This is a genomic window from Novosphingobium olei (genome assembly GCF_012927405.1).
Lineage (GTDB): Bacteria > Pseudomonadota > Alphaproteobacteria > Sphingomonadales > Sphingomonadaceae > Novosphingobium > Novosphingobium olei.
Window position 1 is genome coordinate 20,606 of sequence record NZ_JABBGM010000005.1, and the last position, 19,520, is coordinate 40,125.

A 19,520-nucleotide genomic window follows, 5' to 3' on the forward strand; every position below is an offset into this window, starting at 1 on the left:
TGTGAGCAACTCGACCCCCCATACCTTTGCCATTACCGTCGATCCGGCGGACATCGATTTCATGGGGCACGTCAACAACGCCTCATACCTCAAGTGGGTGCAGGACGCGGTGGTTGACCACTGGCGCGCCTTCGCGCCGGTGGAGGCGGTCAAACAGTACCTGTGGGTGGCGACGACGCATTCGATCACCTACCGTCGGCCGACATTCCTTGACGACACGGTGATCGCGCATGTGATCCTGGAGAAGGTCCAGGGTGCGCGCGCGTTCTACGAAACGGTGATCAAGCGCGGCGAGGACGTGCTGGCGGAGGTCAAGTCCAGCTGGTGCTGCCTTGACGCTTCAACCTTGCGCCCGGCGCGGCTGGCGCGCGAACTGGTCGAGAAATTCCTGCCTTCGCAGGATTGAGTCGCCAGACCGGACTTTAGCGCAGCTTGGCGATAGAGAGGCCGTCGGCCTTGGCGCGTGTCTTGACCGATTCCTCGCTGCGGGTGAGCGCCTTGGCGATGGCTTTCAGCGCCATGCCCTTCTTGGCAAGCGTGTGCAGCTTCTGGATTTCATCGGCGGTCCAGGCCTGTTTGTGACGTTCGAAGCGTTCGGCCATCGGTTCAGCCCTTCGTCGCGGTGACGATGAAGTTGAGCGACAGGTCGTCGGACAAGTGCAGGCCGCGCGCCGGGCCCCAGGCGATGCCCATCGGGTTGCCCATCCTGAGCCCCGCCTGTTCGAGCAGGGCGTGCAGTTCGACCGGGGTGACGAAATCGTCCCAGTGATGCGTGCCGCGCGGCACCATGCCCATGCGCTCCGCCCCTTCGACCAGCAGCAGGCGCGAGGCCGTGGTGCGGTTGGGGGTGGACAGCACCATCAGGCCATCATCGGCCAGCGTTGCGGCAAGCGCGGCAAGGAAGGCCGCCTTGTCCGCCACGTGCTCGATCACTTCCATCGAAGTGACGAGGTCGAATCCCGAAAGACCCAAGCCGCCGATTTCACCGTGGCGGTAGTCGATGGCGAGGCCCGTGGCGGCGGCGTGTTCGCGCGCGACCGTGATGTTCTCCTCGGCCGCATCGACGCCGGTCACGGCACCGCCCAGCCGGGCCAGCGGTTCGGCCAGCAGCCCCGCCCCGCAGCCGACATCGAGCGCGCGCTTGCCGGCCAGCGGCTTCAGCGTGCGCGAATCGATGCCAAAGTGCGAATCGATCGCTTCACGCACGAAGCCGAGCCGAACCGGGTTAAGCCGATGAAGCATCGCCGAGGAGCCCTTCGGGTCCCACCAGTCGGCGGCGAGCTTGCCAAAGTGCGAGGCTTCGGCGGGGCGGATCGTGGTTGCATTGCGCATGACCCATCCCTAAAGCGCCGCTCTCGCATGGTCCACCGGCCATGCACGAAAGATTGTTGCAGTAACCCTTGGGAGCGTGACGTGGCCCGGATCGTGATGAAATTCGGCGGCACCTCGATGGCCGGAACCGAGCGCATCCGCCGTGTGGCCCGTATCGTCCAGCGCCAGCAGGCGGCCGGGCACGAGGTCGCGGTGGTCGTTTCGGCGATGGCTGGCGAGACCGACCGGCTGGTGAATTTCTGCCGCGAGGCGAGCGCGCTGTACGATCCGGCCGAGTACGACGTGGTCGTCGCCGCCGGGGAGCAGGTAACCTCGGGCCTTCTTGCGATGCATCTGCAGGCGCTGGGGAGCAAGGCGCGTTCGTGGCTGGGCTGGCAACTGCCGGTGCGCACCGACGATGCCCATTCCAAGGCGCGCATCGAGGGCATCGATTCGGACGAACTGCTGGCCAGCATGGCGGCGGGCGAGATCGCGGTGATCCCGGGCTTCCAGGGCCTGACCGCAGACATTCGCGTCACCACGCTGGGCCGTGGCGGTTCGGACACTTCGGCGGTGGCGGTGGCGGCGGCGATCAAGGCCGATCGCTGCGATATCTATACCGACGTCGACGGGGTCTACACCACCGACCCGCGCATCGTGGCCAAGGCGCGCAAGCTCAAGAACGTCACCTACGAGGAAATGCTCGAGCTTGCCTCGGTCGGCTCGAAGGTGCTGCAGACCCGCTCGGTCAGCCTCGCCATGAAGGAAAAGGTGCGCGTGCAGGTGCTGTCCTCGTTCATCGACGACGATGCCCCTGCTGCCGACACCATCCCCGGCACGATGATTGTTTCCGACGAGGAACTCGAAGGACTTGATATGGAACGCCAGCTGATCACCGGCATCGCAGCCGACAAGAACGAAGCCAAGGTCACCCTGACCCGCATCGCCGACCGTCCGGGCGCGGTTGCGTCGATCTTCGAGCCGCTGGCCGAAGCGAACATCAACGTCGACATGATCATCCAGAATATCGCCAAGGACAAGGGCGAGACTGACGTCACCTTCACCTGCCCGCAGTCGGACCTGGCGCGCACGCAGGCGCTGCTCGAGGAGCGCAAGGAGCAGATCGGCTTCTACCGGATGATCGCCGACAGCAAGGTGGCGAAGGTTTCGGTCGTCGGCGTGGGCATGCGCAGCCACGCGGGCGTTGCCAGCACGATGTTCAAGAGCCTGGCCGACCGGGGCATCAACATCCAGGCGATCAGCACCAGCGAGATCAAGGTTTCCGTCCTGATCGACGCCGACGAGGTCGAACTGGCGGTGCGCGTGCTGCACACCGCCTATGGGCTCGACGCCGCCTGACAAGCCCTGCGACTTGCCGGACAGGCCCGCGACGCCTAAGGGCGCGGGCCAAGTTGCAACGGACGGACGGCAAGACGCGATGACCAGCACCCCCAAGACTTCCGCGCTGATGGCGCGTGGCGCGGAATTCCTCGGCACCGAATATGCGGTGCTGTGCGGGGCGATGAGCTGGGTGTCCGAGCGCAACCTCGTCGCCGCGATCAGCAATGCGGGCGGTTTCGGCGTGATCGCTTGCGGGGCGATGACGCCTGAGCTGCTCGACAAGGAGATCGCCGGGACCAAGGCGCTGACGGCCAAGCCGTTCGGCGTCAACCTGATCACCATGCACCCGGCACTGTTCGACCTGATCGCGGTCTGCGCGCGCCACAAGGTCGGCCACGTGGTCCTTGCCGGCGGTATCCCGCCCAAGGGCAGCGTCGAGGCGATCAAGGCGTTCGGCGCCAAGGTCATCGTGTTCGCGCCAACGATCGCGCTCGCCAAGAAGCTGTTCCGTTCGGGCGCCGACGCGCTGGTGATCGAAGGCAGCGAAGCGGGTGGGCACATCGGCCCGGTCTCGACCTCGGTGCTGGCCCAGGAATTCCTGCCGGCCCTCGCCGCCGACCACCTGGTATTCGTGGCCGGTGGCATCGGCCGGGGAGAAGCGATCGCGAGCTATCTGGAAATGGGCGCGGCGGGCGTCCAGCTCGGCACGCGGTTTGCCTGCGCAAGCGAATCCATCGCGCATCCTGCGTTCAAGCAGGCCTTCTTCCGCGCCAATGCGCGCGACGCGGTGGCCAGCGTGCAGATCGACCCGCGCCTGCCGGTGATCCCGGTGCGCGCGTTGAAGAACAAGGGCACCGAGGAGTTCACCGCCAAGCAGCGCGAAGTGGCGCAGGCGCTTGACGAAGGGCGCGTCGACATGGCGGCGGCCCAGCTCGAGATCGAGCACTTCTGGGCGGGCGCGCTGCGCCGCGCGGTGATCGACGGCGATGTCGAGAGCGGATCGGTGATGGCCGGGCAATCGGTGGGCATGGTCACGCAGGAACAGCCGGTGGCCGAAATCATGGCACAGTTGCTGGCCGAAAGCGAAGCGGCGCTCACCCGGAGCTGACGCCGGTGCCGGCTTGACCGGCCCGGGCGGCAGCTGGCGTAACGCTGCTTGAACGAGGCGCTGGCGGCGCGCGAATTCGTGCTCTAGGCGGCGTGGACAAATTCCGCAGCGCCACGGCTGGAGGCAAAAAGCGCCAGCGCGAGGAGGCGAGGTGGAGCAATATCGGGAATATTGCGAGCCGAGCCGACGCTGCGATGGCGCTTTTTGGTCCAGCCCCAAAGAGGTTGCCCTGTAAGAGGCCCCTGCGGCCTCGCTCAGCCTTGATGGAGGCCAACTCCACCTGCGGCCTCGCTCCTTGCCGGGGCCTCTTACAGGGTAACCGTGGCGTTGCGGAATTTGTCCACGCCGCCTAGAGCGCGGGGGACAACCCCAGCCCCGGAAAGATCACACCCGTGCAGCACCGCGCCTCGATCGGCTTCGTCTTTGCCATCGTGCTGATCGACATGCTGGGCTTCGGCATCGTGATCCCGGTGCTGCCCGGACTGATCATGCATCTGGCGCACGTGCCGATTGCCACGGCAGCGGAATACGCTGGCTGGCTTGGCGCTGGCTATGCGGCGATGCAGTTCGTGTTCGCGCCGATCATCGGCAACCTGTCCGACCGGTTCGGGCGGCGCCCGGTGCTGCTCGCCTCGATCCTGGCGCTCGGCTGCGACTACCTGATCCAGGCGCTGGCGCCGAGCATGAGCTGGCTGGTGCTGGGCCGGATCATCGCCGGGATTACCGGTGCAAGCTTTTCGGCCGCCTATGCTTACATTGCCGACGTCACCACGCCCGAAAAGCGCGCGGCAAGCTTTGGCATGATGGGCATGGCGTTTGGCATCGGCTTCGTCGTCGGGCCCGCCATCGGCGGCATCCTTGGAGCGATGAACCCGCGCTATCCCTTCGCCTTCGCCGGTGCGATGGCGCTGGCCAACTTCGTTTTCGGGCTGGTGTTCCTGCGGGAATCGCTGCCGGCGGACAAGCGCCGCCCGTTCGACTGGCGCAAGGCGAATGCGCTCGCCTCGCTACAAGCCCTGCGCGCGCAGAGCGGCGCGGTGCTGTGGTTCGTGGCTGCGCTGGGCGTGTGGCAACTGGCGCACATCGTCTACCCTTCGACCTGGTCGTACATGGCGATTGCGGCCTATGGCTTTTCGACGAAGCAGGTCGGCTTCGCCCTGGCAGTGGTCGGTTTTTCGAGCGCGCTGGTCCAGGGCTTCGGCCTGCGCCTGCTGCTGCCCCGCCTGGGCGAGCGCAGGGCGGTGGCACTGGGCATCGCGGGGCTGTGTGTTGCCGCTGTGCTTTACGCCGTTGCGCACCAACCCTGGCAGGTGTGGGTGGCGATCGTTGCGGGCGCGGCACAAGGCTTCGTCCAGCCGTCGATCTCGGGCCTCAACAGCCGGGCGGTCGACGCGCGCAGCCAGGGCGAATTGCAGGGCGCGGTGCAGTCGATCGGTTCGATCGCGGCGATCGTGGGGCCGGTGCTCTATACCCAGGCGCTGGCGCGGTTCAGCGGACCGGGCGCGATCGCGCAGATCCCGGCCATGCCGATGCTGATATCGGCCGCCATCTCGCTGGTGGCGCTGGGCCTGTTCCTGAAGGGCGCCGGACTGCTGGCGCGCGAGGATCAGCTTTCCAGCTCGACGTCCCAGTAGAGCCAGTCGCGCCAGCTTTCATGCAGGTGGCCGGGCGGGAAGGCGCGGCCCCGTTCCTGCAACTGCCACGTCGTCGGCCGGATCGGTTCCTCGAACAGGTGCATGTGCGCCTGCGCCGGGGTGCGGCCGCCCTTCTTGAGATTGCACGGCGCGCAGGCGGTGGTGACGTTCTCCCAGGTGGTGCGCCCACCAAGGCGGCGCGGCACGACATGGTCGAACGTCAGCAGGTCGGTGCTGCCGCAGTACTGGCACGAAAACTTGTCGCGCAGGAACAGGTTGAAGCGGGTGAAGGCGGGAAACTCGTTCGGCCGCACGTATTGGCGCAGCGCGATGACCGAGGGGATCTTCATGTCCAGCGACGGGCTGTGCACCGCCTGGTCGTAAGTCGCGATGATGTCGACCCGTTCGAGGAACACTGCCTTGATCGCCGTCTGCCAGGGCCACAAGCTCAACGGATAATAGCTGAGCGGGGTGTAGTCGGCATTGAGGACAAGCGCCGGGCAATCATCGAGATGGCGCGAATTCCGGCCCGAAAACAGGTGGGCGGCGGCATCGCCGCTGTGGGGCCTGGCCGCAGCCGCCCGCTCGATCAGCGCCTTATGAAGCATGCTCCGGTTCGGCCCTTACGCATCGCCAATTGCCTCCTGACGGGGGAGGAAATGGGGACCTTGCGTGACCGCTTCGTGACGCATGCGATGGAAGGAACACGCTTGGCGCCCTTTCGTCAAGCGTGGTGAGACAGGGCGGCGCACGGCTGTCCACAGCCTTTGCGCCGCCCCTTCCCCTTACTGGGCGAGCGTGCGGACCAGTTCGGTCAGATAGGCGCGCCCGGTCATCAGCGACTTCACCTCGACACGTTCGTTCAGCCCGTGCAGGCCGTTGCCATCCGGATCGAGCCAGACGCCCGGAACGCCGTACGTCGGGATGCCGACCGCGCCCATGTACACGCCATCGGTCGCGCCGGTGAGCATGGTCGGAACGACCGTGACCCCGGGGAAGTACTTGGCTGCAACCTTTTCCACCGGCCCGACGATCGCCGGATCGAGCGGCGGCGACTTGGCGATCGGCTTGTCCTTGACGCGCGGTTCGATGGTGATGCCCGGATCGCCCATCGCCTGCACCAGCGCCGCCTGGGTTTCCGCCGTGGTGCGGCCCGGGAACATGCGGCAGTTGACGTTGGCCGTGGCGCGCTGCGGCAGTGCGTTGAGCGCATGGCCGGCATCGACCAGCGTTGCCACACACGACGTGCGCAGCATCGAGGCCAGCATCTTGTCCTTCTGGACGATGGAGAGCGCCGCAGTGTCAGAAGGATTGGCGGCGATGGCGATCATCGCCTTGCCCACCGCATCGCCGCGCAGCGTGCCGATGCGCGTGAAAAAGGCACGGGTGGTGTCGTTGAATTCGACAGGGAACTGATAATCGCGGATCTTGAGCAGGCCTTCGGACAGTTCGTAGATCGCATTCTCGCGCACGGGCTGCGAGCTGTGGCCGCCAGGGTTGGTCGCCGTCAGCGTGAAGTCCTGGTAGGCCTTTTCGCCGACCTGGAACGACAGTCCTTCAAGCTTGCCGCCCTTGGAGATCGGCGTGCCGTTGGTACGACCGCCGCCGCCCTCGTTGAGCGCAAATCCCGCGTCGATCAGTTCGCGACGGTTCTTGGCGAGCCATTCCGCGCCGTTGAACGCGCCCGAAGTCTCCTCGCCGCAGGTCAGCGCGAGCTTGATCGTGCGCTTCGGCTTGAACCCTTCCTGGGCGAAGCGGACCATGATGTCGGTCCAGATCGCGGCCTGCGCCTTGTCGTCGACAGTGCCGCGCCCGTAGAAGTAGCCGTCTTCCTCGATCAGCTTGAAGGGATCGCGGGTCCAGTCCTCGCGCCGCGCCTCGACCACGTCGAGGTGGGCCAGCAGCAGCATCGGCTTCAGCTTCTTCGCGCTGCCCGGCAGGATCGCGACGAGGCCACCGTCCTTGGGATGTTCGGGCGTGGAGAACAGGGTAAGCTGGCTGTCGGCAAAGCCCGCTGCCCTGAGCCGGGCCGCCATGCGCTCGGCCGCCAGCGTGCAGCTGCCCGACGAAACCGTCGTGTTGGTCTCGACCAGCTCCTTGTAGGTTTCGCGGAAGGCCTGCTCCCCGGCATCGGCGGCAGGCGGCGGTGGCGAGGCGGCGAGCACCGAGGCGGTGGCGCAGAGCGCCACGGCAGCGCCCGCAGTTGCGGCAAAGAGTTTGCGGATCAAAGCATTACCCCCATTGAACCATGGCATTTCCGGTTTCGGATGCATCTTTCCACCACCTTTCGCAGGCGAGTGGAAGTGCTTCTTTCGCAGGTGCCGCGCCGCGGCGGCATCACCGGGCCAGACCCTGTGCAAAACGGGCCGGATTCGCTTGGGATTTCGCGCCCGAATGCCTATGTGCAAGGTATGGCCAGCACCAACGAAAACATCCCCAACGCCAATTCCTATGGCGCGGACTCGATCAAGGTTCTCAAGGGTCTCGACGCCGTGCGCAAGCGTCCCGGCATGTACATCGGCGACACCGACGACGGGTCGGGTCTGCATCACATGGTGTTCGAAGTATCGGACAACGCGATCGACGAGGCGCTGGCCGGGCACTGCGACCTGGTGCTGATCGAACTCAACCCCGATGGCTCGGTCTCGGTCGAGGACAACGGCCGCGGCATTCCCACCGGCATCCACCCCGAAGAAGGCGTTTCGGCGGCCGAGGTTATCATGACCCAGCTCCACGCCGGCGGAAAGTTCGAGAACACCAGCGACGACAACGCCTACAAGGTATCGGGCGGCCTGCACGGCGTGGGCGTTTCGGTGGTCAACGCGCTGTCCGAATGGCTGGAACTGACGATCTGGCGCGACGGGCAGGAGCACTGGATGAAGTTCGCGCACGGCGATGCCGTTGCGCCTCTCGAAGTGCGGGGCCCTGCGCCGGAAGGCAAGAAGGGCACGCGCGTGACCTTCCTCGCCTCGGACGAGACGTTCAAGAACGTCACCGTCTACGATTTCGACAAGCTCGAGCATCGCTACCGCGAGCTGGCCTTCCTCAATTCGGGCGTGCGCATCCTGCTGCGCGACAAGCGCGGCGAGGAAGTCAAAGAGCACGACCTGTTCTACGAGGGCGGCATCGCGGCCTTCGTGAAGTACCTCGATCGCAACAAGCAGGCGCTGCTGCCCGATCCGATCGCTATTTCGGCGCAGCGCGACGGCATCGGCATCGACGTGGCACTCGAATGGAACGACAGCTACTACGAAAACGTCCTGTGCTTCACCAACAACATCCCGCAGCGTGACGGCGGCACCCACCTCGCCGCGTTCCGCGCCGCGCTGACGCGCACGCTCAACGGCTATGCCGAGAAGTCGGGCATGCTGAAGAAGGAGAAGGTCACCCTTACCGGTGACGACATGCGCGAAGGGCTGACCGCGATCGTCTCGGTCAAGCTGCCCGATCCCAAGTTCTCTTCGCAGACCAAGGACAAGCTGGTCAGCTCGGAAGTGCGCCAGCCGCTCGAAAGCCTGATGGGCGACAAGATGACCGAATGGCTGGAGGAAAATCCCGCCTACGCCAAATCGGTCATCCAGAAGATCATCGACGCCGCCGCCGCGCGCGAGGCGGCCAAGCGCGCGCGCGAACTGACCCGGCGCAAGGGCGCGATGGATATCGCCAGCCTGCCCGGCAAGCTGGCCGACTGCCAGGAGCGCGACCCCAGCAAGTGCGAACTGTTCCTGGTCGAGGGTGACTCGGCAGGCGGCAGCGCCAAGCAGGGCCGCGACCGCCACTATCAGGCGATCCTGCCGCTCAAGGGCAAGATCCTCAACGTCGAGCGCGCGCGCTTCGACCGCATCATCTCGTCCAAGGAAGTCGGCACGCTGATCCAGGCGATGGGCACCGGCATCCGAGACGAATTCAATCTCGACAAGCTGCGCTACCACAAGATCGTCATCATGACCGACGCCGACGTCGACGGCGCACACATCCGCACCCTGCTGCTGACGTTCTTCCACCGCCAGCTGCCCGAACTGATCAGGAACGGACACCTGTTCATCGCCCAGCCGCCGCTGTACAAGGTGGCCAAGGGCCGCAGCGAGGTCTACCTCAAGGACAACGCCGCGCTCGACCGCTATCTGGTCGAGGCGGGCACGGCGGGCCGAATGCTCGAATCGGCAGGCGGCGCGCGCAGCGGCAAGGATCTCGAAGACCTGGTCGAGCATGCGCTGCGACTGCGCAACCTCATGGGCTTCGTGCCGCGCCGCTACAACACCGACATCATCGAGGCGCTGGCGCTGTCGGGCGCGCTCGATCCCGAGCTCGATGCCGCGGGCCGCACTGCTGCACTCGCCCGCACCGCCGCCTGGCTCGATCGCGGCGATCCCGAAGCGAAGTGGCAGGCCGAACTCGGCGAGGAAGGCGGCTATCACATCCAGCGCCTGTGGCGCGGGGTGACCGACCACCACATGATCGAAGCCGGGTTCCTGACCAGTGCCGAAGCGCGCAAGCTGGCAAAGCTCGCCGCCGAAAACGCCGATGTCTATGCGCAGAGCGCGCGGCTCGTCCGTCTGACCGCGCAAGTCGAAGCCGAGCCGGTCGAAGCGCCGCAGGCCGGCGAGGGCGAAGCCGAGGAAGCCGCACTTTCCGCCCCGCGCGCCGCTGCCAAGGAAGGCGACATCACGCGGCCTTCGCAGCTGATCGATGCCGTCTTCGCCGGTGGCCGCAAGGGCCTGTCGATCCAGCGCTACAAGGGTCTGGGCGAAATGAACGCCGAGCAGCTGTGGGAGACGACGCTCGATCCCAACAACCGCTCGCTGCTGCAGGTCAAGATCGAGGACGCCGACGTGACCGACGAGATCCTGACGCGCCTGATGGGCGACGTGGTCGAGCCGCGGCGCGACTTCATCCAGGAAAACGCGCTCAACGTGGCGAACCTGGACGTCTGATGTCGACGGCGGATATTCCCTGGGACCAGCCGGCGACGATGATCGACCTGGAAGGACGCACCCCGATCATCGGCACGATCCGCGAATGTGCCCTGCACTTCTCGCTCTACAAGCCGCACGCCAAGGAAAACGCGCGCGTGCTGCTGACCGTGCCGGTGCATCGCGTCGGTCGCAAGACGCGCACCTGGCTGCTTGATCCGCCGGAGATCGCGGAGCTGGCAGAACGACTAGCCCGCGAGACGAATTGACGCGTTCAGGGGCCATTCACGGCAATGAGGCACTTGAAAGCGCCCGTGCTTCTGCGCTTGCCGCGCGGCTTGCCGGGGTGATAGAGGCGCAGGGCAATTCCGCCGCACTGCGTTGTGGCATATTGGGCGCGCGGGCTTGTCCGGCGCTCGCAAGGACAGGATCGACGATACGATGAGCGCCATGACCGCCAGACCCGCGAAGTTGATTGCCGTGGGCGCGCTTGCGCTGGTGCTGTCTGCGTGCGGCCACAAGGAACGCCCGCGTACCGATCTTGCCGCGAGCAAGGTGACCACGATCGGCGTGAACGCCTACCTGTGGCGCGCCAGCCTCGAAACGCTGTCGTTCATGCCGCTGCTCCAGACCGACAGCAACGGCGGCGTCATCGTTACCGACTGGTACGCGAACCCGCAGAACCCGGGCGAGCGCGTCAAGGTGACCGTCTCGATCCTCGACCAGGACCTGCGTGCCGATGCCATCCGCGTTGCGGCGAGCCGCCAGGTGGCGCAGGCCGGCAACTGGGTCGATGCGCCGGTCCAGGCCGCGACCGTGCAGAAGCTGGAAGACATCATCTTGACCAAGGCGCGCGATCTGCGCCGCCAGACGATCAAGGGCTAAGCCCCACGCATCACGGGGCGCGGCGCAGCCGGTGGTTGCGCCGCGCCGCTGTGGTCAATAGAGGGACGCTCCATGACCGCAGAGCGTTTCGATCCGTCCGTCGCCGATATCCGCTGGCAGAAGGCCTGGGACGAGGCCCAGTCCTTCCGTGCCGACGATTCCAGCACCAAGCCGCGCAGCTACGTGCTCGAGATGTTCCCCTATCCTTCGGGGCGCATCCACATCGGCCACGTGCGCAACTACACGATGGGCGACGTGCTCGCGCGCTACAAGCGCATGCAGGGCCATGAAGTACTGCACCCGATGGGCTGGGACGCGTTCGGCATGCCGGCCGAGAACGCCGCCATGGAAAAGGGCGTCCACCCCGGCGGCTGGACCCGCGACAACATCGCCAACATGAAGGCACAGCTCAAGCGCCTGGGCTTCGCGCTCGACTGGAGCCGCGAAATTGCAACCTGCGAGCCCGAATACTACGGCCACGAACAGGCGCTGTTCCTCGATCTCTATGCCGCGGGCCTGGTCTACCGTAAAGAATCGACGGTCAACTGGGACCCGGTCGACATGACCGTGCTCGCCAACGAGCAGGTGATCGACGGCCGCGGCTGGCGTTCGGGTGCGGTGGTCGAAAAGCGCAAGCTGAACCAGTGGTTCCTCAAGATCACCGACTTCGCCGACGAACTGCTCGAAGGCCTCTCCACGCTCGACAAGTGGCCCGAGAAGGTCCGCACGATGCAGGAAAACTGGATCGGCAAGAGCCAGGGGCTGCAGTTCCGCTTCGACCTGTCGGACGGTGGCAGCGTCGAGGTCTATACCACGCGCCCCGACACGATCTTCGGCGCGAGCTTCGTGGCAGTCGCGGCCGACCATCCGATCGCGCAGGGCGTCGCCGCGCGGTCGACGGAGGCGCAGAACTTCATCGCCCTGTGCAAGAAGGGCGGCACCACCGCGGCCGAGCTGGAAACCGCCGAGAAGCTGGGCTTCGATACCGGCATCACGGCAAAGCATCCGTTCACCGGGGCGGACCTTCCGGTCTACATCGCCAACTTCGTGCTGATGGAATACGGCACCGGCGCGATCATGGCCGTGCCGGGGCACGACCAGCGCGACTTCGACTTCGCCACCAAGTATGCGCTGCCCATCCTGCGCGTGGTGGCGTCCGACCCCGCCGACGCCGACAAGCCTTTTGCGGGTGAAGCCGAGGCAGGCGACGGCGTGCTCGTCAATTCGGGCTTCCTCGATGGCATGAGCGTGGCCGATGCCAAGGCCGCCGTGATCGCTCGCGCGCAGGACGAAGGCTGGGGCGAAGGCAAGACGGTGTGGCGCTTGCGCGACTGGGGCGTTTCGCGCCAGCGGTACTGGGGAACGCCGATCCCGTTCATCCACTGCGAGATCTGCGGCGTGGTGCCGGTGCCAAAGAAGCACCTGCCGGTGGTGCTGCCCGACGACGTCAGCTTCGACGTGCCCGGCAACCCGCTGAACCGCCACCCCACGTGGAAGCACGTCGACTGCCCGCAGTGCGGCCATCCCGCGCGGCGCGAGACCGATACGCTCGACACCTTCGTCGACAGTTCGTGGTATTTCCTGCGGTTTGCCAGCCAGCCCGAAGATCGCCCATTCGATCCGGAAGAGATCAAGCGCTGGCTGCCGGTGGAGCAGTATATCGGCGGGATCGAGCATGCGATCCTGCATCTGCTTTACGCCCGGTTCTGGACGCGTGCGCTGGCCCGCATCGGCAAGGTCGAGGTGACCGAGCCCTTCGCCAGCCTGTTCACGCAAGGCATGGTGACGCACGAGACCTACGAGCGTCGCAATCCCGAGAACGGCCAGCCGATCTTCTTCAGCCCCGGCGAAGTCGAGCGCAGCGGCGAAGGCGCGACCCTGAAGGCGGACGGAGCGCCGGTCGAGGTCGGCCGCGTTATCAAGATGTCCAAGTCCAAGAAGAACGTCGTGGACCCGGACGAGATCGTCGCAAAGTACGGTGCCGACGCAATCCGCTGGTTCATGCTCTCGGACAGCCCGCCCGAACGCGACCTCCCGTGGTCCGAAGCCGGGATCGAGGGCTGCGCGCGCTTCGTGCAACGTCTGTGGCGCCTTTTTGCAAAGTACGACGCTTCTGCCGCCGGCGAGGACAAGGCGCTGGACCGCAAGGTCCACCAGACGGTGCATGCGGTCGCCTCCGATATCGAGGCACTCGGCTTCAACAAGGCCGTGGCGCGGATCTACGAACTGACCGGCGCGACCGAGAAGGCACAGCCATCGGCCAGCCGTTCCGCCGCAATCCGGTCGCTGCTGCTGCTCGTCGCACCGATGATGCCGCATCTGGCCGAAGAAGCATGGAATGCGTTCGGCAGCGGGCTCGTGGCCGATGCGGCCTGGCCCGAGGTCGACCCGGCCCTGCTGATCGATGACGAGTTGACCGTCGCGGTGCAGGTCAAGGGCAAGCTCCGCGACACGCTGACCGTCGCCAAGGGACTGCCCAGAGAAGAGCTCGAGCGGCTTGCCCTCGCCTCCGACAAGGTGCAGCGTGCGCTTGACGGGGCAGACGTGAAGAAGGTGATCGTGGTGCCGGATCGGCTGGTAAATGTCGTTGCGTAAGGCGCTCGTTGCCCTGACCCTGCCGCTTGCCCTTGCGGCTTGCGGGCTTTCGCCGATGTACGCCGGCGGCGGCAGTGGCGAGACGGCGCGCGCGGTCTCTGCGGTCGAGGTTTCCTCGATCGAGGGCAAGTCGGGCTGGCTGGTGCGCAACGCGCTGGTCGATCGCCTGGGCGCAGGTCGCGTCGAATCGCCGCGCTACCGGCTCGACGTGCGGCTCGATGAGCGGCTGCAGGGCCTGGGCCTTGTCGGGAACGATGCCATCACGCGCGAGCGCCGCATCCTGCGCGCGCGCTACCAGCTGGTCGATACCGCGAACGGCAAGATCCTGCTCGATGCCACGGCAACGGCTGATGCGGGGCTTGATGTGGTCCAGAACGAATATGCGGTGATCGCGGCCGAGCAGACAGCGCTCGAGAACCTGAGCCACGAAATCGCCGATCAGATCGTGACGCGGGTCGCCGTTCGCCTGCGCGCGAGGTCGTGAAGGCAACGCAGAAGACTTTCGCGGGCCTTGCCGAGCGCGCCGCGCGCGATTGCAGGCTGTTCTATTTCTGCGGACCGGACGAAGCCGGCGCCAGCGATGCCGCAACGCGCATCGCCGCCCTGCTACCGGCGGGCGAAAAGGTCGAACTGGCAGGATCCGACTTGCGCCGTGACCCGGTGCGGCTGGCGGACGAGGCGCGATCGACGTCTCTGTTCGGCGATCGACGCCATATCCACGTGCGCAGCGCCGGCGACGAGGTTTACGACGCAGTGGAAACGCTGCTCGCCAGTCCGGTCGACGGATGGCCTGTGCTGATCGTGGCAACCTCCGCCAGCGACAAGTCGCGCGTTGCCAAGCTGCTTGCCGATCGCGGCGATTCGCTGGTGGTGATGTTCCATCCGCCCGAGTTGCGTTCGGTCGCGGGGTCCATCCGTCAATGGGCCGATGCCGCAGGGGTGCGGCTGACGTCGGACCTTGCCGAAAGGATCGCCCGCTCCACCGCGCTCGACACACGCATGGCGCGCAGCGAAATCGAGAAGCTGGCGCTCTACCTTGATGCCAGCCCCCATGCGCCGCGCAGCGCCGACTCCGGCGCACTCGATGCAGTCTGCGCGGAAAGCGAAGACGACGGGATGTCGGGTCTCGTCAACGCGGTATTGAGTGGCAATACCGCCAGGCTGACAGCTGAGCTGTCCCGCTTCCACGATCTCGAGATGAATGCGGTCGGGCTGCTGCTGGCGTTCGAGCGGCGTGCCGCGCAGCTTGCCGCGCTGGCAGGAAGGCTCGGCAACCGGACCGACATCGTCGCCTTCGTCGAGGAGGAGACAGGCGCACGGCGGATCTTTTTCCGCGACAAGGGCGACATCCTGAACCAGCTGAAGCGCTGGCGCGGACCGCGATTGGAACGGCTTGTCGCGCGCATCGCCGCCCTTCACGCGGCGTTGCTGGCCGACAGCCGGAACGCCAATCTACTTCTGACTCAAGGCCTTACCGAGATCACCCGCGCCGCCGCCCGCTAAAGACCGCACCACGGCGAGACAATGGCCGCAGTGCCGCGTCTTGCTTATGGGCTGCGATACTGTACGTATTGCGCCGCAGCAAAGGTCGAAACCCGAACCGTGCTGCAGTCCTGCGCTGGCATCCGCAGATCGATACGGCGAAGATACGCTCGGAGACGATGGACCGATGGCGACCCTTGAGAAGGACATGGCCGGACGATCGGGCGCCACCAGCGCCGGCTCCGCCGCGTCCCAGCGCCTCAAACTGCCGCTTGCGCCTTCGCTGGAGCGGCGCCGCCTCCAGAGCTACCTGCTGCTGATCGTTTGTGACGGGCTCGCCCTGACGATCGGGCTGCTGCTCACCGCTTACCTCTATCTTGGAACAACATCGGAGGACGGCACCGTCCGGCAATGGGCGATCATGCTTCCGGTGTACTGGACCGCCGCGCTGAGCCTGCAGACCTATTCGGCAAATGCGCTCATCTCGCTGCGGACCGCGCAGAAGCGAGCACTCCTGGCGCTCCTTGCGGCCTTTACGCTCAGCCTGTTCGTGGCCTTCTTCGCCAAGTCGAGCGGCGATTTCTCGCGCATCACGACAGGGTTCGGCATCGTGGTCAGCGCGGCGCTGCTCATGTGGGTACGCGTCCTGCTCAAGCCCCTGTTCCGCATGCGCTGCGGGGCCACGGCAGAGAACGTGCTGGTTCTCGACGATGGCGGGATGCCGGTGCGGGTGCCGCATGCATGGCACATCGATACGGCCGAGCACCGGCTCTCGCCCAACCGGCAGGATCCGCACATGCTCGATCGCCTCGGCATGTTCATGGCGAACATGGACCGCGTGCTGGTGAGTTGCCCGCCCGAACGCCGCATGGACTGGGCCCTGGTGTTCAAGGGGTCGAACATCTGCGGCGAGATCATCGAACCAGAAGTCACCAGCCTTGGCGTGCTGGGCGCGCGCCGCGGGCAGGGTTTCGGCGCGCTGATCGTATCGACCGGACCGCTCGGCCTGCGCAACCGGGCGGCCAAGCGCCTGATGGACATCTCCATCGCCGGCGCGGCGCTGATTTTCCTTGCGCCGTTGCTCATCATCGTCGCCGCGCTGATCAAGCTCGAGGACCGCGGCCCGGTGTTTTTCCTGCAGCAGCGCCAGGGCCGCAACAACCGTCTGTTCTGGATCTACAAGTTCCGATCGATGCGCGTGGAAAGGCTGGATGCTTCGGGAACACGCTCGGCCAGCAAGGACGATGATCGCATCACGCGGATCGGCCGGTTCATCCGCGGCACCAGCATCGACGAGTTGCCCCAGCTTCTCAACGTCCTGCGCGGCGACATGAGCATTGTCGGCCCACGTCCGCATGCCATCGGATCGCTCGCCGGATCGAAGCGTTTCTGGGAGGTCGATTCCCGCTACCTGCTGCGCCACTCGCTCAAGCCCGGCCTCACCGGCCTTGCCCAGATCCGCGGGCTGCGTGGCGCCACCGATTCGGAGCAGGATCTGTCGGACAGGCTTCAGGCCGATCTCGAATACCTCGACGGCTGGACCGTCTGGCGGGACCTGCGAATCATGGTGGCGACGATCACCGTACTGGTTCACGACCGCGCATTTTAGGATGAGCTGTTAGCTACATGCGACAGACTGTGCAGATGCGAAGAGTGCACCTACCTATGAAAAATTCCCCTGATTTTCCGACTCCGTCGTTTTTGTGCATCTGCACAGTCGTTCTTGCGCGCCTGCGAAAAAGGCTGAAAATGGAGTAATCTTAGGTTAGCGGTTTCTGCGTACGCCGAATCTGGAGGTTGCAGTGACCAAGCTGAACAAGATTGCACTGATGGGCACCGCGCTTGCGCTCTGTCTGTCCGGCACCGCCCAGGCGGCCACTACCCGTTCGGGTGATGCCGTTCCTGCTGTTGGAAAGAAGGCACCCAAGCGCACCGTCGCTGCCGTTCGCGGCAAGCGCAGCGCTGCCGGCGAAGACACGGCGATCATCGCCGCGGCTGCTGTCGGGACGCTGGTCGTTGGCGGCATTGCGCTGGCAGACAGCGGCAACGACAGCCCGGGCTGATAGGCCAGACGGTCGTTTTGTCTCATAGCAGAACATAGGGAACCCCCTTCGTTTCGGAGGGGGTTTCTTAATTCCATTGCATGTCTAATTTTCCCCCGGAACCTGAGCCAGGAAAGACAGACTTCGACGCATGGATCCCGTTGTCCTATCCGCTATCCTTCTACTGATCGTCTCCACTCTGCTAGGTGGCGGCGGCACCCCCTCGCCTTTGCTGGAACTGGCCGTGCAACTGATCGGCGCAGGAATTGCGGCGTTCTGGGGCATCCAGATGCTGCGCCGCAACGCGAAGATCTCGCTGCCTGCGCTGGTGATTGCAGCGCTTTTCCTTTTGGTCCCGCTGGTCCAGCTGGTCCCCCTGCCGCCGTCGGTGTGGCAGGCGCTCCCCGGCCGCGCACCCGAAATCGAAGCGCTGAAGCTGGTTGGGGCCGAAAACAGCTGGCGTTCCATTTCGATGGCACCTGACCGGACGCTTGCGTCCCTCCTCGCCAGTATTCCGCCGCTGCTGCTACTGGTCATGGTCGCCAGCATGCGCCGGCGCGACCGCGCCTTGATGGTCGCGGTGGTCGGTGCGATCGGCCTTTTGACGCTGCTCGTGGGCCTCCTGCAAGTCAGGGCCGGCGTGCTGCTTTTCTGGGATCGGTCCGATGTCGTCCTCACCGGCTTCCAGGCGAACCGCAACACCACCGCCGATGTCCTTCTGGTCGGGCTGCTCGCTGGCGTAACTGCGCTGCGACTATGGAACGAGGGTCGGAGCCGGCCGCGCAGCCCGGTGGTGATCCTTACCGCTTCTGCTGTCCTGTCGATCATGATTGCCACGGGCGTGTTCATGACCGGATCGCGGTCCGGCGTCGTACTGCTCCTCATTGCCGTTCCGGCTGCGGCAATCATCGCCTTTCTTCAGGTCCAGGGTTCGTCGCGACGCCCGCTTCTTGCCGGACTGGGCGCGCTGATCATACTGGCGGGCGCGGGTCTGGTGGTTGCGCAATCCGCCAACGGCAGCATCGTCAAGGTCGTGTCCCGCTTCTCTACCGATGACGAGACGCGTCCCGAGCTTTGGCGCGACACACGCTATGCCATTAACGAATCCTTCCCCTTCGGAACAGGGATCGGCACCTTCGTTCCGATCATGTTTGCTGCTGAGCGGCTGGAAGTCGTCGATATGCGGTTGCCCAACCGTGCGCACAACGAATATCTCGAATACACCATGGAGAGCGGCATCGCCGGCCCGCTCGCGATGCTGGTAATTTCACTATATCTCATTGTAATTGCTTGGAAAGAATGGCGGAAGCATCAGCCATTTTCCCGTGCACAAATCTCGTGCGCGATTGCAGCAATGACCATTGTTGCACTGCACTCTATCGTGGACTATCCCTTTCGTTCGATGTCGATGGCCAGTCTGATCGCCATTATGGTTGCTCTGCTGCTGCCTGCACCGGAGCGGAAGCCCGAATGAATTATTTCGTGGAACCCATCACAATGCGCCATCTTCGCAGCACATTTCTCATCGGTTTTTCGGCAGTGGCGCTGGCTGGATGTTCCAGCGGAGTGCAGAACCATTTGCCCGTGGGTGCCGCCGCCTATCAGGCTATCGGTGATCGTAACTCGGACACGTCAGTGACCGAAGTCCTGCAGCCCGGCGATCGCCTGGCGATCCGGGTCATCGGCGAGCCGGAGCTTACGTCCGACCAGTATTTCGTTGACGCAAATGGCTTCGTGCAGGTCCCGCTGGCAGGCGAAGTCACCGCCGCAGGCAAGTCGCCCAGGCAGCTCCGCGCCGATATCATCGACAAGCTGGCCGCAAAGTACATCCGCCATCCCGACGTGTCGGTGATCGTGATCGAAACCACCCGCAACACGTATTCGGTTGAAGGCGAAGTCCGCGAACCGGGTGTATTCGAGGCTGGCCCGGATACCACCCTGCTGACCGCGATGGCGCGCGCGAAGAGCCCGAATAACGTCGCCAAGCTCGGCGAGGTGATGATCTTCCGCACCGTCAACGGGCAGCACATGGGTGCCCGCTTCGACATCCGCCAGATTCGCGCTGGCAACGCGCCCGATCCGCGCGTGCTTGCAGGCGACATGGTCGTCGTCGGGTATTCGAGCACCCGCGGCGTCTGGCGTGACATCCTGACCGCAGCGCCGCTCCTCAACGTTTTCGTCCTGTTGAACAACAACGTCCTCAACTGAC

At 65.3% G+C, this 19,520-nt stretch carries 18 protein-coding genes; 14 read left to right on the plus strand and 4 right to left on the minus strand.

Annotated features, from left to right (window positions below; translation table 11 throughout):
* Window position 1 precedes the first annotated feature (1 nt).
* Window positions 2-406 (plus strand): thioesterase family protein, encoded by a 405-nt coding sequence (locus HHL27_RS12095; RefSeq protein ID WP_169493695.1) that lies wholly within the window; start codon window positions 2-4, stop codon window positions 404-406.
* A gap of 16 nt (window positions 407-422) precedes the next feature.
* On the opposite strand, the gene HHL27_RS12100 is transcribed toward HHL27_RS12095, so the two are convergent.
* Together HHL27_RS12100 and ubiG are read right to left on the minus strand one after the other, a co-directional pair.
* Window positions 423-602 carry a hypothetical protein gene (locus HHL27_RS12100; RefSeq protein WP_169493696.1) on the minus strand — a complete coding sequence of 60 codons (180 nt, stop codon included), beginning with the start codon at window positions 600-602 and terminating at the stop codon, window positions 423-425.
* Window positions 603-606: 4 nt separating this feature from the next.
* Window positions 607-1,332: a bifunctional 2-polyprenyl-6-hydroxyphenol methylase/3-demethylubiquinol 3-O-methyltransferase UbiG gene (gene ubiG, locus HHL27_RS12105; RefSeq protein ID WP_169493697.1), complete on the minus strand. Its 726-nt coding sequence runs from the start codon at window positions 1,330-1,332 to the stop codon at window positions 607-609.
* An 81-nt stretch (window positions 1,333-1,413) separates the two neighbouring features.
* Here ubiG and HHL27_RS12110 point away from each other — a divergent pair, with 81 nt between their 5' ends.
* The 3 genes from HHL27_RS12110 (at window position 1,414) to HHL27_RS12120 (ending at window position 5,394) form a co-directional block, all read left to right on the plus strand.
* Entirely contained in the window at window positions 1,414-2,670 is a 1,257-nt protein-coding gene (locus tag HHL27_RS12110; protein ID WP_169493698.1) for an aspartate kinase, read from the plus strand.
* A gap of 79 nt (window positions 2,671-2,749) precedes the next feature.
* Window positions 2,750-3,760, plus strand: a complete 1,011-nt coding sequence (locus HHL27_RS12115; protein ID WP_169493699.1) for an NAD(P)H-dependent flavin oxidoreductase — start codon at window positions 2,750-2,752, stop codon at window positions 3,758-3,760.
* A 392-nt stretch (window positions 3,761-4,152) separates the two neighbouring features.
* Window positions 4,153-5,394, plus strand: coding sequence for an MFS transporter (locus HHL27_RS12120; RefSeq protein WP_169493700.1), 1,242 nt, complete (start codon window positions 4,153-4,155; stop codon window positions 5,392-5,394).
* Here the strand turns inward: HHL27_RS12120 and HHL27_RS12125 are convergent.
* Both HHL27_RS12125 and HHL27_RS12130 read right to left on the minus strand, forming a co-directional pair.
* On the minus strand, window positions 5,367-6,002 hold the full coding sequence (locus HHL27_RS12125) for an HNH endonuclease (RefSeq protein WP_169493701.1): 636 nt from the start codon (window positions 6,000-6,002) through the stop codon (window positions 5,367-5,369). The genes HHL27_RS12120 and HHL27_RS12125 overlap by 28 nt on opposite strands.
* Before the next feature lie 177 nt (window positions 6,003-6,179).
* Window positions 6,180-7,619, minus strand: coding sequence for a M20/M25/M40 family metallo-hydrolase (locus HHL27_RS12130; RefSeq protein ID WP_420874063.1), 1,440 nt, complete (start codon window positions 7,617-7,619; stop codon window positions 6,180-6,182).
* A 186-nt stretch (window positions 7,620-7,805) separates the two neighbouring features.
* On the opposite strand from HHL27_RS12130, the gene gyrB reads away from it, so the two are divergent.
* The 10 genes from gyrB (at window position 7,806) to HHL27_RS12180 (ending at window position 19,519) form a co-directional block, all read left to right on the plus strand.
* On the plus strand, window positions 7,806-10,328 hold the full coding sequence (gene gyrB, locus HHL27_RS12135) for a DNA topoisomerase (ATP-hydrolyzing) subunit B (RefSeq protein ID WP_169493703.1): 2,523 nt from the start codon (window positions 7,806-7,808) through the stop codon (window positions 10,326-10,328).
* Window positions 10,328-10,576 carry a hypothetical protein gene (locus HHL27_RS12140; RefSeq protein WP_169493704.1) on the plus strand — a complete coding sequence of 83 codons (249 nt, stop codon included), beginning with the start codon at window positions 10,328-10,330 and terminating at the stop codon, window positions 10,574-10,576. Before gyrB ends, HHL27_RS12140 begins: the two co-directional genes overlap by 1 nt.
* 181 nt (window positions 10,577-10,757) lie before the next feature.
* Window positions 10,758-11,192 (plus strand): DUF3576 domain-containing protein, encoded by a 435-nt coding sequence (locus HHL27_RS12145; RefSeq protein ID WP_420874064.1) that lies wholly within the window; start codon window positions 10,758-10,760, stop codon window positions 11,190-11,192.
* A 72-nt stretch (window positions 11,193-11,264) separates the two neighbouring features.
* Window positions 11,265-13,787 (plus strand): leucine--tRNA ligase, encoded by a 2,523-nt coding sequence (leuS, locus tag HHL27_RS12150; protein ID WP_169493706.1) that lies wholly within the window; start codon window positions 11,265-11,267, stop codon window positions 13,785-13,787.
* Complete coding sequence (gene lptE, locus HHL27_RS12155; protein WP_169493707.1) at window positions 13,774-14,271, plus strand: LPS assembly lipoprotein LptE; 498 nt, start codon at window positions 13,774-13,776, stop codon at window positions 14,269-14,271. Before leuS ends, lptE begins: the two co-directional genes overlap by 14 nt.
* The gene (gene holA, locus HHL27_RS12160) at window positions 14,268-15,290 is read left to right on the plus strand and encodes a DNA polymerase III subunit delta (RefSeq protein WP_169493708.1); all 1,023 of its coding nucleotides are present in this window, start codon (window positions 14,268-14,270) and stop codon (window positions 15,288-15,290) included. Before lptE ends, holA begins: the two co-directional genes overlap by 4 nt.
* Before the next feature lie 166 nt (window positions 15,291-15,456).
* On the plus strand, window positions 15,457-16,878 hold the full coding sequence (locus HHL27_RS22440; RefSeq protein ID WP_240959738.1) for a sugar transferase: 1,422 nt from the start codon (window positions 15,457-15,459) through the stop codon (window positions 16,876-16,878).
* Window positions 16,879-17,071: 193 nt separating this feature from the next.
* Complete coding sequence (locus HHL27_RS12170) at window positions 17,072-17,332, plus strand: hypothetical protein (RefSeq protein WP_169493709.1); 261 nt, start codon at window positions 17,072-17,074, stop codon at window positions 17,330-17,332.
* 130 nt (window positions 17,333-17,462) lie between these two features.
* On the plus strand, window positions 17,463-18,785 hold the full coding sequence (locus HHL27_RS12175; RefSeq protein WP_169493710.1) for an O-antigen ligase family protein: 1,323 nt from the start codon (window positions 17,463-17,465) through the stop codon (window positions 18,783-18,785).
* Window positions 18,786-18,793: 8 nt separating this feature from the next.
* Window positions 18,794-19,519, plus strand: a complete 726-nt coding sequence (locus tag HHL27_RS12180; RefSeq protein WP_206069577.1) for a polysaccharide biosynthesis/export family protein — start codon at window positions 18,794-18,796, stop codon at window positions 19,517-19,519.
* The last annotated feature ends 1 nt before the right edge of the window (window position 19,520 follow it).

What these genes read in the sequence shown, in the direction of transcription:
- lptE (WP_169493707.1), top strand. Translation starts at nt 13,774, where the DNA reads ATGTCGTTGCGTAAGGCGCTCGTTGCCCTGACCCTGCCGCTTGCCCTT.
- leuS (WP_169493706.1), top strand. Translation starts at nt 11,265, where the DNA reads ATGACCGCAGAGCGTTTCGATCCGTCCGTCGCCGATATCCGCTGGCAG.
- gyrB (WP_169493703.1), top strand. Translation starts at nt 7,806, where the DNA reads ATGGCCAGCACCAACGAAAACATCCCCAACGCCAATTCCTATGGCGCG.
- HHL27_RS22440 (WP_240959738.1), top strand. Translation starts at nt 15,457, where the DNA reads ATGGCGACCCTTGAGAAGGACATGGCCGGACGATCGGGCGCCACCAGC.
- HHL27_RS12115 (WP_169493699.1), top strand. Translation starts at nt 2,750, where the DNA reads ATGACCAGCACCCCCAAGACTTCCGCGCTGATGGCGCGTGGCGCGGAA.
- HHL27_RS12100 (WP_169493696.1), bottom strand. Translation starts at nt 602, where the DNA reads ATGGCCGAACGCTTCGAACGTCACAAACAGGCCTGGACCGCCGATGAA.
- HHL27_RS12145 (WP_420874064.1), top strand. Translation starts at nt 10,758, where the DNA reads ATGACCGCCAGACCCGCGAAGTTGATTGCCGTGGGCGCGCTTGCGCTG.
- HHL27_RS12175 (WP_169493710.1), top strand. Translation starts at nt 17,463, where the DNA reads ATGGATCCCGTTGTCCTATCCGCTATCCTTCTACTGATCGTCTCCACT.
- HHL27_RS12125 (WP_169493701.1), bottom strand. Translation starts at nt 6,002, where the DNA reads ATGCTTCATAAGGCGCTGATCGAGCGGGCGGCTGCGGCCAGGCCCCAC.
- ubiG (WP_169493697.1), bottom strand. Translation starts at nt 1,332, where the DNA reads ATGCGCAATGCAACCACGATCCGCCCCGCCGAAGCCTCGCACTTTGGC.
- HHL27_RS12140 (WP_169493704.1), top strand. Translation starts at nt 10,328, where the DNA reads ATGTCGACGGCGGATATTCCCTGGGACCAGCCGGCGACGATGATCGAC.